Origin of the sequence: Candidatus Brevundimonas colombiensis, assembly GCA_029202665.1 — a bacterium.
GTDB lineage: Bacteria > Pseudomonadota > Alphaproteobacteria > Caulobacterales > Caulobacteraceae > Brevundimonas > Brevundimonas colombiensis.
Genome location: CP119326.1, coordinates 2,067,090 through 2,081,751, shown reverse-complemented (window position 1 = coordinate 2,081,751; position 14,662 = coordinate 2,067,090). Strand labels below are relative to the sequence as shown.

The 14,662-nt window shown below is 67.3% G+C and carries 12 protein-coding genes; 8 read left to right on the top strand and 4 right to left on the bottom strand.

The window, feature by feature from the left end; all coding sequences use genetic code 11:
* Nucleotides 1-3: 3 nt before the first annotated feature.
* The 3 genes from pstA to P0Y50_10025 form a co-directional block, all read right to left on the bottom strand.
* A complete protein-coding gene (gene pstA, locus P0Y50_10035) occupies nt 4-1,308 on the bottom strand; it encodes a phosphate ABC transporter permease PstA (protein ID WEK38888.1) in 1,305 nt (434 codons plus the stop codon).
* Entirely contained in the window at nt 1,301-2,731 is a 1,431-nt protein-coding gene (gene pstC / locus P0Y50_10030) for a phosphate ABC transporter permease subunit PstC (protein WEK38887.1), read from the bottom strand. The genes pstA and pstC overlap by 8 nt, the downstream gene beginning before the upstream one ends.
* A 153-nt stretch (nt 2,732-2,884) precedes the next feature.
* The gene (locus tag P0Y50_10025) at nt 2,885-4,279 is read right to left on the bottom strand and encodes an ATP-binding protein (protein WEK38886.1); all 1,395 of its coding nucleotides are present in this window, start codon (nt 4,277-4,279) and stop codon (nt 2,885-2,887) included.
* Nucleotides 4,280-4,426: 147 nt separating this feature from the next.
* Here P0Y50_10025 and P0Y50_10020 point away from each other — a divergent pair, with 147 nt between their 5' ends.
* From P0Y50_10020 to ychF, 7 genes are all read left to right on the top strand, one after another.
* Nucleotides 4,427-6,715: a response regulator gene (locus P0Y50_10020; GenBank protein WEK38885.1), complete on the top strand. Its 2,289-nt coding sequence runs from the start codon at nt 4,427-4,429 to the stop codon at nt 6,713-6,715.
* 130 nt (nt 6,716-6,845) lie between these two features.
* The gene (locus P0Y50_10015) at nt 6,846-7,478 is read left to right on the top strand and encodes a 50S ribosomal protein L25/general stress protein Ctc (GenBank protein WEK38884.1); all 633 of its coding nucleotides are present in this window, start codon (nt 6,846-6,848) and stop codon (nt 7,476-7,478) included.
* Between the two features lie 87 nt (nt 7,479-7,565).
* Nucleotides 7,566-8,174 (top strand): aminoacyl-tRNA hydrolase, encoded by a 609-nt coding sequence (gene pth, locus P0Y50_10010; GenBank protein WEK38883.1) that lies wholly within the window; start codon nt 7,566-7,568, stop codon nt 8,172-8,174.
* Nucleotides 8,175-8,223: 49 nt separating this feature from the next.
* Nucleotides 8,224-8,610 (top strand): hypothetical protein, encoded by a 387-nt coding sequence (locus P0Y50_10005; GenBank protein WEK38882.1) that lies wholly within the window; start codon nt 8,224-8,226, stop codon nt 8,608-8,610.
* A gap of 69 nt (nt 8,611-8,679) precedes the next feature.
* Nucleotides 8,680-10,053, top strand: coding sequence for a PepSY domain-containing protein (locus P0Y50_10000; protein ID WEK38881.1), 1,374 nt, complete (start codon nt 8,680-8,682; stop codon nt 10,051-10,053).
* 12 nt (nt 10,054-10,065) lie between these two features.
* Entirely contained in the window at nt 10,066-10,560 is a 495-nt protein-coding gene (locus P0Y50_09995; protein ID WEK38880.1) for a copper chaperone PCu(A)C, read from the top strand.
* Between the two features lie 73 nt (nt 10,561-10,633).
* Nucleotides 10,634-11,728 carry a redox-regulated ATPase YchF gene (gene ychF / locus P0Y50_09990; GenBank protein ID WEK38879.1) on the top strand — a complete coding sequence of 365 codons (1,095 nt, stop codon included), beginning with the start codon at nt 10,634-10,636 and terminating at the stop codon, nt 11,726-11,728.
* Here the strand turns inward: ychF and P0Y50_09985 are convergent.
* Nucleotides 11,721-12,260, bottom strand: a complete 540-nt coding sequence (locus tag P0Y50_09985) for a hypothetical protein (protein ID WEK38878.1) — start codon at nt 12,258-12,260, stop codon at nt 11,721-11,723. The genes ychF and P0Y50_09985 overlap by 8 nt on opposite strands.
* Nucleotides 12,261-12,370: 110 nt before the next feature.
* On the opposite strand from P0Y50_09985, the gene P0Y50_09980 reads away from it, so the two are divergent.
* Complete coding sequence (locus P0Y50_09980; GenBank protein ID WEK38877.1) at nt 12,371-14,662, top strand: TonB-dependent hemoglobin/transferrin/lactoferrin family receptor; 2,292 nt, start codon at nt 12,371-12,373, stop codon at nt 14,660-14,662.

Sequence of the window (14,662 nt, the reverse complement as noted above, 5' to 3'; positions counted from 1 at the left end):
CTCTTACCACCGACGCTCGAAGCGCCGCCTCAGGATGATGGCCGCCGCGTTCATGATGATCATGAAGACCAGCAGGACGATGATCGCCGCGGCGGTGCGTTCGTGGAAGGCCCGCTCCGAGGCGTTCTCCCAGATGTAGATCAGCGACGGCAGGGCGCCGACGGGCTGGTCGATGGCATGCGGCACGCCCGGCACGAAGCTGACCATGCCGATCAGCAGCAGCGGCGCGGTCTCGCCTAAGGCGTGAGCCATCGAGATGATGGCGCCGGTCATGACGCCCGGCATGGCCAGCGGCAGGACGTGGCTGAACACCGTCTGGGTCTTGGACGCGCCCATGGCCAGGGCGGCCTCGCGGATCGAGGGCGGCACCGCCTTCAGGGCCGAACGGGTGGCGATGACCAGCGTCGGCAGGGCCATCAGGGCCAGGACCAGACCGCCCACGATGGGGCTGGCGCGCGGCAGATGCATCCAGTTGATGAACAGGGCCAGACCCAACAGGCCGTAGACGATCGACGGCACGGCGGCGAGGTTGTTGATATTGACCTCGATAATGTCGGTCAGCTTGTTCTTGGGCGCGAACTCTTCCAGCCAGATGGCGGCGCCGACGCCCAGCGGAATGGCGATCAGGGCCGTGACCAGCAGCATCAGCGCCGAACCGACCACGGCGCCCAGCACCCCGGCCAACTCGGGCTGGGTGGAATCGCCTTTGGTGAACAGGGCGGTGTTGAAGTGGGCGCCGATGACGCCGTCGGCCTTCATCTTGTCCAGCCAGGCGATCTGCTGGTCGGACAGGCGGCGCTGATCCTCCGGTGTGGCGCTGGAGATTTCGCCCTTCAGATACAGGTCGGCGTCGTCGGACAGCGGCACGGCCAGGGGCACGGTCTCGCCGATGACCTCGCCACGCTTGGCGACCAGATCGGCGGCGACGAACTTCAGCTCCGACGAGAACAGGCGCTTCATCTGCGCGGCCTTGGTCCCGGCCGCGTCGTCGGCGACGCCCATCCGCTGAAGCTGCTGTTCGGCCGCCAGTTGCTCGAAGTTGGAGCCTTGCGGATAGGCGCGATCAATGCGGGCCGGGTCCATATAGACCGGCACCGTCACCGTGTGGGTGTAGAAGGCCGTGTGGCCCTGTTCGACGATGCGGACCAACAGGACCGCCAGGAACAGCATGGCGGCGGCGATGGCCAGGCGGCCATACCATTTGAAGCGCGTCTCCTTGGCGTGGCGGCGTTTCAGCCCCGCGCGCAGGCGTTCCAGCCGCCCGTTGGCGGATGCGCCGTCGATCCGATCGGGGGTCGCGTCAGTCATATTGTTCCCGATAGGTCTGGACGATCCGGTGGGCGATGATGTTCAGCAACAGGGTGACCAGGAACAGGGTCAGGCCCAGGCCGAAGGCCGACAGGGTCTTGGCGCTGTTGAACTCCTGATCCCCGGTCAGAAGGGTCACGATCTGCACCGTGACGGTGGTCACCGTATCCAGCGGATTGAAGGTCAGGTTGGCGGCCAGGCCCGCGGCCATGGTCACGATCATCGTCTCGCCGATGGCGCGCGACACGGCCAGCAGCAGGGCGCCGGCGATGCCCGGCAGGGCGGCCGGCAGCAGCACGCGCTTGACCGTCTCGGACTTGGTGGCGCCCATGGCGAATGAGCCGTCGCGCAGGCTTTGCGGCACGGCGTTCAGGATGTCATCGGACAAGGACGACACGAAGGGGATCAACATGATGCCCATCACGGCCCCGGCGGTCAGGGCCATCTGGTTCTGCACCAGGGCCAGATACTGGCCGAGCCCATCCAGCGGGCCGCCGATCAGGAACAGGCCGATCTCGTTGAAGAAGACCCGCAGGATCGGCCCCACGGTCAGGGCGGCGAAGAAGCCGTAGACGACCGTCGGCACCCCGGCCAGAATCTCCAGCAGCGGCTTGATGACGGCGCGGGTGGTGCGGCTGGCGTATTCCGACAGATAGATGGCCGACAACAGGCCGATCGGCGCAGCCACGCACATGGCGATGACCATGATCAGCAGGGTGCCGGCGAACAGCGGCACGGCCCCGAAGGCGCCCGACGAGCCGACCTGATCGGCGCGGATCGCGATCTGCGGGCTCCACTGGGTTCCGAACAGGAAGTCAAAGACCGGCACTTTCTGGAAGAAGCGGAAACTGTCGAAGGCCAGGGAGGCGATGATGCCCAGGGTGGTCAGGACGGCGATGGCCGAACACACGAACAGGGCGCCGTAGATCCACCCCTCGACCCGGTTGCGGGCGCGTGTCTTCGGCTTGATCTGCGTCAGGGCGAACAGGCCGCCCAGAATGGCGGCCAGAATGGCCGCAGCGCCGCCGCCCCACGACAGGGTGCGCTCGATACGGACCATGCGGCGCGCCTCGACCGGCAGTTGCTCGGCCAGCGGGCGCTCCCAGATCTGCAAGGCGGCCTGCCCCCGACCCACGCGGTAGGCGTCGGCGAAGAAGGCGTCGCGGCGGAACGGCTCCAGCGACGCGACCGCTTCGGGCGTGCCCGAGGCCGTCAGCTGACGCTGCAACGGCGCGGAAAAGACCGAGGCCATGACCAGCACCAGAAGCGCCGGCGCGGCCACCCAGATCAGCGCGTAGGCGCCGTGTTGGCCGGGGCGCGAATGGGGTTTGGCGCCGATCGCGCGGCGACGCGCCAGCTCTCGACCGCCCAGAAAGGCGGTCGCGCTCAGCGCCATGAGGATCAGCAGATAAATCCAGATCATTAGAAGTCCGAAGCGACGCGCGCGAATCGGCGTGCGGCCCTGAACATCGGGACCGACGCGGCGCGACTACTGCCCGCGAATGGTCAGCGGATTAAGACGACTGGATGACAGTTGGGTGACAGTGACAGGCCCGTGATGCCCGCCGCACACGCCCTATCGCCGCTCCGGCTGCGGGAACCAGGCGGTGAACGCCGCGCCCATGCCCGGGGCGCTTTCCACCACCAGTCCGCCCTGGTGCCGGTTCATGATGTGTTTGACGATGGCCAGCCCCAGGCCGGTGCCCTGGCGTTCGCCGCTCTTCTGGCCCTCGACGCGATAGAAACGCTCGGTCAGGCGCGGCAGGTGTTCACGGGCCAGGCCTGGCCCGTGATCGCGCACCGTGACGGCCGCATAGAGAACGCCGGCCGTCCGGTCCGGCGTGACCAGGGGAAGCCTTGTGGCCCCGGGCATCCGCGACGCCCAGGCCTCGTCGAACGACAGGTCGGACCGCACGGAAATCTCGACCGTTCCGCCGCGTGACGAATATTTGACGGCGTTGTCGAGCAGGTTCTGGACGACCTGAAGGATTTCGTCGCGATCCCCGCTGACCGACGCCCTCGCCTCCCCCTGATCCAGGGCGATGGCGATCGCCTTTTCGCGCGTCAAGATGCTGATGGCGTCCACCACGTCGGACGCGGCGCGGTCCAGATCGACCCGGCCCGACGGGGGAATATGTTCGTTCAGTTCGATCCGGCTGAGCGAGAGCAGGTCCGCCACAAGCCGCCCCATCCGGTCCGCCTGGGCCGACATGATGTCCAGGAAACGGTCGCGCGCCGCCACGTCGTCGCGCGCGTGCCCTTTGAGCGTCTCTATGAAGCCGCTCAGCGAGGCCAGGGGCGTACGCAGTTCGTGACTGGCGTTGGCCAGGAAGTCGACCCGCATCATCTCCGTGCGCCGCGCGTCCGTCTCGTCGCGCAGGATCAGAAGCGCCATTTCGCCGCCCGGCGCGACATCCGCCGCGATGGACAGCGGCCGGGTCCAGGCCCGCCATAGCCGATCCCTCTGTCCGCCGGTGGTGTAGTCGGTGGTGCGAGACGCGCCGCCGAACAGGGCTTCGTCCACAGCCTCCAGCACGCCCGGTTCGCGGATGACCTGGACCAGCAGGGCGCCCTGCCGCTGAATCCGCAACAGGTCGCGCGCGGCGCTGTTGGCCATGACGACGCGTCGGCCCGCGATATCGTCCGGCTCCCCGCCGCTGACGACCAGCACCGGATCGTCAAGCGCCTCGAACACCCGGTCCAGCAGCTCGCCGGCGGCGGGGTCGGTCGTCGCATCGGCGGCTGCGCCGTCGGCGGCGGCCGGGGCGGCGTCGGCCGAGCCCGGCATGTTCAGCAGCCAGGCCGAAGCCGCCACGATCACCGCTCCGCCCAGCAGCCAGCTCGCCAGTTCGGGATGCAGGATCGCCAGCACCACGAGGATCAGAATGGCGATGCCGACGCTGGCTCCCACCGTCCAGAGACGCGACGACGACATCGGCGCGACGGGCGAGGGCGAACTTTCATAAGGCATGGAAGGGGGGCGACCTCAAAAATCCACGGCGATATCCGATCCTTGCATGGATTCTGTGACGGCGCTTCGACAGGCTGGCAAGGTTTCAAGCGTCGCCGCACGGTTTCTTTAGGATTTTCGGCCATGGTGTCGCCAAGGGGAGACCTCGTGGACCGCATCATCTTCTGTATTGCGCGCGATCACGACTGGCGGATCACACTGTTGGCCGCGCTGATCTGCATGGTCGGTATTGGCGTTTCGACGCGGTTCATGGAGCGGACGCCGCCGCGTGACCCCGGCGCCCGCCGGCGCGCCGTCGTCATGGCCACGATCGTCGGCGCCCTGTCGATCTGGGCGACGCATTTCATCGCCATGCAGGGTTTCGTCGCCAGCGTGCCGGTTCGCTATGATTTGGGTCTGACGCTGGCGTCCCTGGCGGTCGCCCTGGCCATGATCGGGCTCACGATCGGCTCGACACAACTGGGCAAGGGGCCCGCCTGGCGGGTGATGGCGGCGGTGATCGCCGTCGCCGGCATCGGCGCGATGCACTATCTCGGCATGGCCGCGATCAAGGGTCCGGCCTACATCACCTGGGACCTCGGCCTGGTCGCGGCGTCCATTGTCGGCGCCATGATCATCGGCGGGACGACATCCTTCTTTTACAAGCGCGGCGGCGTCGCGAATCTGCTGATGACCACAACCGGTCTGTCGCTGACCGTCATGGTGCTGCACTTCGTCGGCATGGCGGCCATCACCGTGGTTCCCGACCCCGCCGTGCTTCACGACCGCGGCCTGTCGCCAACCGCCATGGGTGTGCTGGTCGGCGTGGTGCTGTTGCTGATGTGCGGCGTCGGCGGCGCATTGAGCGTCATGGCCTATGTCGCCCGATCCACCGACCTGCGCCGCATCCGCGAGGCGGTGGACGCCATGCCGGACGGCCTGGGCTTCTATGATTCGAAGGACCGGCTGGTGCTGTGGAACGCCCGTTACGCCGAACTGAATCCCGAACTTCAACCCCATCTCGTCGTCGGTCTGACATTCCGCGAAGCCCTGCGGATCGGCATCGAGCAAGGGCGCTATGATGAGGCGCGCGGCCGCGAGGACGAGTGGCTGAACGCACGCATCCGCGCCCGGCGTCAGCTATCCTCCAACATCGAGCAGCAGGTCGGCGGCGGGCGCTGGCTTCGCATTCAGGACCGCCGCACGTCCGAAGGCGGCACCGTGATCGTCTGCAACGACATCACCGACCTGAAACGCGACGCCGAAGCTCTGGCCGAGGCGCGCGACGCCGCCGAGGCGGCCAATGTCGCCAAGTCGCAGTTCCTGGCCAATATGAGCCACGAGATCCGCACGCCCCTGAACGGCGTAATCGGCCTGTCGCAGGCTCTGGCCAAGACCGATCTGACGCCGGATCAGCGCGAGATGCTGGATCTGATGCAGGCCTCAGGCAAGACGCTGCAGACCCTGCTCAGCGACATCCTGGACCTGGCCCGCGTCGAATCGGGCAAGCTGGAGCTGACCGAGGACGCCTTTGAACTGGCGGTCGTGGTGCGGGAAGCCGCCCAGCTGTATGCCGAGAACGCCCGCCAGAAGCATCTGGATTTCCATGTCGACATCGACCTTGAGGACGGCGTGTGGGTGATGGGCGACGCGGTGCGCGTCAAACAGGTGCTGACCAATCTGATCTCCAACGCCGTCAAGTTCACCAGCCAGGGCTTCGTCGGCCTGATCGTCCAGCGCGGACAGGATCGGGACGGAAATCCGGTGCTGCGCTTCACCGTCGAGGACAGCGGCATCGGCTTCGACGCGGCGACGCGCGAGCGGCTGTTCAGCCGGTTCGAACAGGCCGACGGCGGCATCACCCGCAAGTTCGGCGGGTCGGGCCTGGGCCTGTCGATCTGCCGCCAGCTGGCGGAAATGATGGGCGGCGATCTGGATTGCGAGAGCGAGCCGGGCAGCGGCGCGGCCTTCATCCTGACCCTGCCGCTAAAGCCATGCGCCGCGCCTCAGGCGGAAGAACCGGCCGGGGCGGCGCCGGAACACGCCGATGCTTCGCGCGCCGTGCGCGTCCTGGTCGCGGACGATCACCCGACCAACCGGCGCGTCATCGAACTGATTCTGGCGCAGACGCCCGCCAGGATCACAATGGCCGAAAACGGCGCCGAAGCGGTTGAGGCCTTCCGCGCCGACGCCTTCGATCTGGTGCTTATGGACATGCAGATGCCCGTCATGGACGGCCTGACGGCGACGCAGGAGATTCGCCTGCACGAGGCGGCGATGGGTCTGGCGCGCACACCCATCGTCATGCTGACGGCCAACGCCATGCCCGAACACGTGGCCGCAGGACGCGCGGCGGGCGCCGACCACCACCTGGCCAAGCCGTTCAATGCGGCGGAACTGCTGAGCCTGGTGGCCACGCCGACCGCCATCATCAAGGATCGGGCGCAGGCGGCGTAGGCGCCTTTCACAGTTGCGTCGCCGGTTCGATGCGTGTAATAGCCCGCGCTCTTGAATTCGAGGGTTCATGACCCCCGCCGCGCGGGCCCAGGGTTGGCGCGGCGTTTCTGTTGTTGTTGAGGCGAGCCACATGGCCGAGATCATTCTGAACGTGGACGTCCGCGATGGCGTCGGCACTGGCGGCGCCCGCGCTGCGCGTCGCGCCGGTTTCGTGCCGGGCGTCCTGTATGGCGGCGACAAGGCCCCCGTCGCCGTTTCGGTGAACGAGAAGGACTTCCGCAAGTCGCTCTACACCGGCAAGCTGCTGGGCCACCTGGTGACGCTGAAGTACGGCGAAGAGACCCAGCCCGTCATCGCCAAGGACGTTCAGTTCGACCCGGTTTCGGACCGCCCGCTGCACTTCGACCTGATGCGCGTCGATGAAAAGGCCCCGGTCAAGATCGAGGTTCCGGTTCACTTCCTGAACGCCGACGAAGCGCCCTTCGCCCGTCAGGGCGGTTCGCTGGAAGTCGTTCGTCACGCCGTGGAAATCCTGGTCCGCGCCGACCAGATCCCGGAAGAACTGGTCGTCGACCTGGCCAAGTCGCAGATGGGCGACACCATCCGCATCTCGGACATCACCCTGCCCAAGGGCGCGGAAGCCACCATCGCCGACCGCGATTTCGTGATCGCCACGATCAAGGTGTCCTCGGCCGCCCTGTCGGCCGCCGCCGACGAGGCCGCCGACGCCGAAGCCGCGCCGGTCGAGAAGACTGAAGGCTAAGCCTTCGTCTCTTCCACAAGATCACGCCCCGCCCGGCTCGCCGCGGCGGGGCTTTTCTTTGCCCGACGCACGCGGCATGAGGACCTCATGATCATCATCGCAGGCCTGGGCAATCCCGGGGGCAAATACGAGAAGAACCGGCACAACATCGGCTTCATGGCGGCCGACGAGATTTCGCGACGCTGGCGGTTCGGGCCGGAGCGGGCCAAGTTCCAGTCGATCATCGCCGAGGGCGACGTCGATGGAACCAGGGTGCTGCTGATGAAGCCCCAGACCTATATGAACGAGAGCGGCCGGGCGGTCGGCGAGGCGGCGCGCTTCTACAAGATCAAGCCCAGCGAAATCATCGTCTTCCACGACGAGATCGACCTGGCGCCCGGCCGTTTCCGCATGAAGACCGGCGGCGGGGCGGCGGGCCAGAACGGCGTTCGCAGCCTGATCAGCCATCTGGGCGCCGACTTCCGCCGCGCCCGCATGGGAATCGGCCATCCCGGCGAGAAGGAACTGGTCATGCCGCATGTGCTCGGCGACTTCCACAAGGCGGAACAGCCGTGGTTGAACGCCATGCTTCAGGCCTGCGCCGACGCCCTGCCCTTTGCGGTCGCCGGCGACGACGAACGCTATCAGGGCGAGGTCATGCGTCTGGCGCCCGCGCCCAAGTTCAGCCCGCGCCAGGCGGCGCGCGGCGAACTTTAGGCCGCCGCCCCGTCTTTCGCCGCCGGCCGAAAGGCCGTAGAGGCGGACCGTGACCCGATCCCAGGCCGACAACTGGTCGACTTCGAAATCGCTGGCCTTCCTGGCGGCGGTGTTCGCGCTCGTGATCGGCGCCCTGTTGCCGTTCGCGGCCCTGGCGGCAGTCCAGCCGGGCCATCCGCTGGTCATCTGCTCGGCCGAGGGACCACAGACGATCCAGTCGGGCGGCACGGACGGCCCGGTCAACAAACACGTGGGAGCCAAGTGCGCCGCCTGCGTCACCCCGCCCGTCGCCGCCCTGCCCTGCCCGCCGGCGCCCCGGCCCGCGCCGGTCATCCGAAGGTTCGAGACGGTCGTCTATGCGCCTGTCGGCATCAGCGCGCCGCCCCCGGCACGCGCGCCGCCGCGCCCGCCGTCCACCGCTCCGCCTCACGCCTGAAATCCAGACCGCCAGCCCGCGCCGGTGTCGTGCCTGCGCGACGTGTTTGTTCTGAACTTCAGGATTCCCATGTCTTCCAAGACGATCGCAGCGCCACCGCCGCTGCGCTCTGCTCAGCCGGGCGATTTATCCGGCGCCTATCGCGCGGTGTGGCGATGGCATTTCTACGCCGGCGTCTTCGTCATGCCCGTCCTGATGCTGCTGGCCCTGACGGGCGGCCTGTATCTGTTCAAGGACGAGATCGACGGCCTGGTCTATCGCGACATGATCCGCGTGCCGGTGGCCCAGGGTCAGGTCGCGCCCGAAATCTGGGCGGCCAGTGCAGCCAAGGCTGCTGGCGGCAGAGTGGCCAATCTGACTCTACCCGCACGGGCGGACGAGGCCGTCCGGCTTCGCGTGGATCGACCCGACGGCGTACAGAAGACGGTCTTCATCGATCCCCATACCGGGCGCGCGACAGGCGTGATCCCGGCGGGCGGCGTCATGGAGTTGGTCAAACGGTTGCACAGCCTCACGCTGCTGGGGCGGCCGTTCAACATTCTGGTCGAGATCGTCGCCGGCTGGACCATCATCCTGTTCGCCACCGGCCTGTATCTGTGGTGGCCGCGCGGGCGCGCCGTGGCGGTGTTCAGGCCGCTGACGACCGACAGCCGACGTCGGCCCTTCTGGCGCGACCTGCACGCCCTGACGGGGTTCTATGTCGGCGGGGTCGTGCTGTTCCTGGCGGTCACGGGCATGCCCTGGTCGGCGGTCTGGGGCGACCGGGTGATGGGATGGGTCAAGGAGACCGGCTGGGGCCGCCCGCCCGCCCCGGTCGCCGGGGCCTGGCAGCGCGCCCAGCACCATGACGCGCCGGTCGGCGCCGGCTGGACCATGGAGGGCATGGTCATGACCCACGATCACGCCGGTCACGGCGCCTTGACCCAGGTGATGCATGTCGCCGATGCGGCGGGTCTGGCCCGCCCCTATGCGATCAATATCCCGGCGAGCGAGGGCACGGCCTATACGGTCACGACCCAGGCACGGCGCGTCCAGGACAGCCGTTCGCTCTATATCGACGGGGCGTCGGGCCGGGTGCTGGGCGACATCGGCTATGACCAGTTCGGCGCGGGCGCCAAGGCCATCGAACTGGGTATCTACACCCACCAGGGCACACAGTTCGGGCAGGCGAACCGCATCGTCATGCTGCTGGGCTGCCTCGGCGTCTGGCTGGTGGCTGTCAGCGGCCTTGTCATGTGGTGGAAGCGACGGCCGCCCGACCTGTCGCGCCGCCGTCTGGGCGCCCCGCCCGCTCCGCCCGGGCCACGTGCGCGCGCCGCCGTCCTGGGCATCGTCCTTCCCCTCGCCATCCTCTATCCCCTGACGGGACTGAGCCTCATCGCGGCCGTATTGCTCGATCGAGCCATACGACTGATGATCGGCCGCCGTTCCGCCGCCTCCTGAAAGGCCTGACCCATGACCATCAAATCCGCCCTCGCCGCCGCGCCCGTTCTTCTTCTGGCCTTGACCGCCTGCAATCCGTCGGATCGACCCAGGACGCCCGACGACGCGGGACAGGCCGCCGCTGTCGTGGCCGACGACGCCTGGTGCCGTCCGTCGCCGAACGGCGCCAAGGCGGGGGGCTGCTACGTCACCCTGACGGCCGCGACCGACGACCGGCTGACCGGCGGCTCCACCCCCCGCGCTGGGATGCTGCAGGTTCACGAGATGAAAACCGAAAACGGCATGATGACCATGCGCGAAATGGCCCAGGGCCTGCCGTTGCCTGCGGGCGAAGCCGTCGCCCTGGCTCCCGGCGGGGCGCACCTGATGCTGATGGAGCTGACCGCCCCGCTGGTCGCCGGCGAAACCGTGCCCCTGACCCTGAACTTCGCCGACGCCGCGCCGGTGACGGTCCAGGCCAAGGTGCGTCAACCCGCGATGACGGGCATGGATCACGGCGCGCATTGAGTCCTTTTGAAGCGCGAGCCTGACAAACCCGTTCGAACGGGTTAAAGGCTCGCGCCTTCTCCAAGGAATACCCATGGCCCTTAAAGTCGCGATCGTCGGCCTGCCCAATGTCGGCAAGTCCACCCTGTTCAACGCCCTGACCAAGACGGCGGCGGCCCAGGCGGCCAACTATCCGTTCTGCACCATCGAGCCGAACACCGGCGACGTGGCGGTGCCCGAGGCGCGACTGAACGCCTTGGCCGAGATCGCGGGCTCCAAGGAGATCATTCCCGCGCGCATCACCTTCGTCGATGTCGCCGGCCTGGTGCGCGGCGCGTCCAAGGGCGAGGGTCTGGGCAACCAGTTTCTGGCCAACATCCGGGATTGCGACGCCGTGGCCTTCGTGGCGCGCTGCTTCATCGACGACGACATCACCCACGTCGAGGACCGTATCGACCCGATCGCCGATCTGGAGATCATCGAGACCGAGCTGATGCTGGCCGACATGGAAAGCCTGGAACGCCGCCGGCCCCAGTTGGAGAAACGCGCCAAGGGCGGCGACAAGGACTCGGCCCTGACGCTGAAACTGGTCGATCTGGCCCTGGCGCAGTTGAACGCCGGCAAGCCCGCCCGCACCGCCGAGGTGTCCAAGGACGACGCCAAGGCCTGGCATATGCTGCAACTGCTGACCGCCCTGCCCGCCCTCTATGTGTCCAACGTGGAGGAAGGCTCGGCCGACAAGGGCAACGACCTGTCCGACAAGGTCGCGGCCCGCGCCGCCAAGGACAACGCCAACTCGGTCGTCATCTCGGCCCAGATCGAATCCGAGATCGCCGTGCTGGACGACGAGGAGCAGAAGGAGTTCCTGGAGACCCTGGGTCTGGAAGAACCCGGCCTGAACCGTCTGATTCGTGAGGCCTACAAGCTCTTGGGTCTGCAGACCTATTTCACGGTCGGTCCCAAGGAGGCGCGCGCCTGGACCATCAATGTCGGCGACACGGCCCCCCAGGCGGCGGGCGTGATCCACACCGACTTCGAAAAGGGCTTCATCCGCGCCGAGACCATCGCCTTCGACGACTTCGTGGCCCTGCGCGGCGAAGCCAAGGCGCGCGAGGCCGGCAAGCTGCGCGCGGAAGGCAAGTCCTATGTCGTCAAGGACGGCGACGTGATGAACTTCCTGTTCAACTAGGCGGAGCGGCGGGAGGGGCGTCCCCTCCCTCCTTCTTCATTATCTTTTCCAGCGGATTGGCGGGGTCCGGCGCGCGCGGCGAGCCGGGGCAGCGCGCCAGCTTGGTCGTCAGCCTGTCGCGATCCATATAGGTCAGGGTCAGGACGTCGCCGGTCGTGCCCATGTAGACGCGTTCGTTCACGCGCCGACCCTGCGCCATGCAGGCCAGGGCGGCGAAATAGCCTGAACCCGCTTCGTCGATTCGGGCGATGTCGCAGTTATGGCCATAGGCGTCGAACCGCATCGGCGTGATGGTGATCGGACTGTCGGCGCCCTGCGGCCCGGCGCACCAGGCGGGATTGGCCGCCCACACCCCCACGAAACTGCGCGGGCCACGCCCCGCCAGGGACGACGGCCCAACGGCCTCCACCGGCTGCATGGCGTCAGGCGTTCGAAGCGGTGCGGCCGGTTCGGTGGGCGGATTGACCTGCTGATCGCCGCACGCGGACAGCAGGGCGAAGGCGGCGAGCGTCGGAAACAGGGCTGTTTTCATGTCACGACAACGCAACGGCAAAGGTTCGAGTTCAAATCATCACGCTCAATGCAGTTGATTCTAATAATCGTTCGCAGTACCACCGCGCCAACTATAAAGCGGGGCCATTGATGCGCACTCTCCTCCTCCTCTCCACCGCCGCAGCGGCCATCGGTTCGGCCCTGACCGTTCAACCCGTCCACGCCGAGGCGCCCCTTGCGGCCGCGCCTGCCGCTGAGGTCGATCCCGTCGTCGTGCTGGGCACCCGGTCGCGACGCCTGGCGTCCAACGTGCCCGGCACGGTCAGCGTTATCGACGCCGAGCAGATCGAGACCCTGCTGGCCACCGACATCAAGGACCTGATCCGGTTCGAGCCGGGCGTCAGCGTTCCGACCTCGCCCGCCCGTTTCGGCCTGGCTCTGTCGGGTGCGGGACGCGACGGCAACTCGGGCTTCACCATCCGCGGCATGGGCGGCGACCGGGTGCTGATCGTCAACGACGGCGTTCGCCTGCCCTCAGGCTTCTCATTCGGCGCCCAGGCGGTCGGGCGCGGCGGCTATAACGATCTGGACCTGATCAAGTCGGTCGAAATCCTGCGTGGTCCGGCCTCGGCTCTGTACGGTTCGGACGGCATCGCCGGCGCCGTGGCCTTCACGACCAAGGACCCGTCGGACTTCCTGGTCGGAGACCAAACCTTTGGCGCCCGCGCCCGCGTAGCGTACAACTCGGCCGATGAGGGCTGGACCGAGGGTCTGGCGGTGGCGGGCCGCTCGGGATCGTTCTCGGGCCTGCTGGCCTATACGCGTCGCGATTATCAGGAGACCGAGAACAAGGGATCGGTCGACGGTTTTGGCGCGCTTCGCACAGAAGCCAACCCTCAGGATTCCACCTCCAACGCCTATCTCGGCAAGCTGGTGTGGGAGGTGAACCCCACCCACACCCTGCGCCTGACCTACGACCATCTCGATTCCACGATGACCGGCGACGCGCTCAGCAGCCAGGGCACGACGACCGCAGTCCGTCTTGGACCGCCTATGGTGACGACCCGCACCACCGTCAATCAGGTCACGGCCGATGACGAGACACAGCGCGACCGCGTCAGCCTCGATTGGCGCTTTTCTGATTTCCTTGGCCTGAGCGACGGTTCGTTGTCCGGCTATTGGCAGGACTCGACGACCCGCCAGTACACCTTCGAGGACCGCGACATCTCCACCACGGTCGGCTCTGGTCCCACGACGACAGTCGCCAGCGACCGCGCCCGTGACACCACCTTCGACAACACCGTCTATGGTTTCGCGGCTCAGGGCTCGCGCGTCTTCAATCAGGGCGGCGCCGCCCAGCACCGCGTCACCTTCGGCGGCGACTGGTCGATGACGAAACAGGAAGGCGTGCGCGACGGCGTTGCCCCGCCGGTCGGCGAGACCTTCCCCATCCGCGCCTTCCCCAAGACTGAATACCAGTTGGCCGGCCTGTTCCTGCAGGACGAGATCGAGATGCTGGGCGGCGCGCTCAGCATCATCCCGGCGGTCCGTTACGACTGGTACGATCTGTCGCCCAAGGTGGACGCCCAGTTCCCGGCCGCCGCCTCGGGCCAGAGCGACGACCATATCTCGCCCAAGCTGGGCGTCGTCTATTGGACGGGCGCGCACCTGGGCGTCTTCGCCAACTACGCCCTGGGCTTCCGCGCCCCGTCGCCGATGCAGGTGAACAACTACTTCGAGAACCCCGTCTTCGGCTATCGCTCGATCCCGAACCCGAACCTGTCGCCCGAGACCAGCGAAAGCTTCGAGGCCGGTTTCCGTCTGCGCGATATCGACGTGGCCGGCGGCAAGATGCGCCTGAACACCACCGCCTTCGCCACCCACTACGACGATTTCATCGACCAGGTGTCCGTCAGCGGCAGCGGCGTCCCCGGCGTCGATCCACTGGTCTATCAATACGTCAACCTGACCGAAGTCGATATCAAGGGCCTGGAAGCCCGCGCGGACATCTATTGGGACAATGGCTTCAGCCTGATCGGCTCGGCCGCCTATGCCGAGGGCGAACAGACCACCGGAGGCCGCCGCACCGAACTGGGCAGCGTCGATCCGGTGAAGGTGGTCGCGGGTCTGAACTACGCCGCGCCGTCGGGCGTCTGGGGCGGGTCGGCGACGGTCACCTGGTCGGGCAAGAAGGATCAGGCGACCTATAATCTGTCGTGTGGGACGACCTGCTATTTAGGCGACAGCTTCACGCTTCTGGACCTGACCGCCTATTGGAACGTGACGGAGCGGGCCACACTGCGGGCCGGCGCCTTCAACGTCTTCGACGAGACCTATGGCTGGTGGAGCGACGTGCGCGGTCTGTCCACCACCTCGGCTATCAAGGACGCCTATACCCAGCCGGGCCGCAACTTCGGCGTCTCGCTGACCCTTCGCCTGTGA

Coding starts and splice junctions, on each gene's coding strand:
- pth (WEK38883.1), top strand. CDS start 7,566: ATGATCATCATCGCAGGCCTGGGCAATCCCGGGGGCAAATACGAGAAG.
- P0Y50_10000 (WEK38881.1), top strand. CDS start 8,680: ATGTCTTCCAAGACGATCGCAGCGCCACCGCCGCTGCGCTCTGCTCAG.
- P0Y50_09995 (WEK38880.1), top strand. CDS start 10,066: ATGACCATCAAATCCGCCCTCGCCGCCGCGCCCGTTCTTCTTCTGGCC.
- P0Y50_09980 (WEK38877.1), top strand. CDS start 12,371: ATGCGCACTCTCCTCCTCCTCTCCACCGCCGCAGCGGCCATCGGTTCG.
- pstA (WEK38888.1), bottom strand. CDS start 1,308: ATGACTGACGCGACCCCCGATCGGATCGACGGCGCATCCGCCAACGGG.
- P0Y50_09985 (WEK38878.1), bottom strand. CDS start 12,260: ATGAAAACAGCCCTGTTTCCGACGCTCGCCGCCTTCGCCCTGCTGTCC.
- P0Y50_10025 (WEK38886.1), bottom strand. CDS start 4,279: ATGCCTTATGAAAGTTCGCCCTCGCCCGTCGCGCCGATGTCGTCGTCG.
- pstC (WEK38887.1), bottom strand. CDS start 2,731: ATGATCTGGATTTATCTGCTGATCCTCATGGCGCTGAGCGCGACCGCC.
- ychF (WEK38879.1), top strand. CDS start 10,634: ATGGCCCTTAAAGTCGCGATCGTCGGCCTGCCCAATGTCGGCAAGTCC.
- P0Y50_10015 (WEK38884.1), top strand. CDS start 6,846: ATGGCCGAGATCATTCTGAACGTGGACGTCCGCGATGGCGTCGGCACT.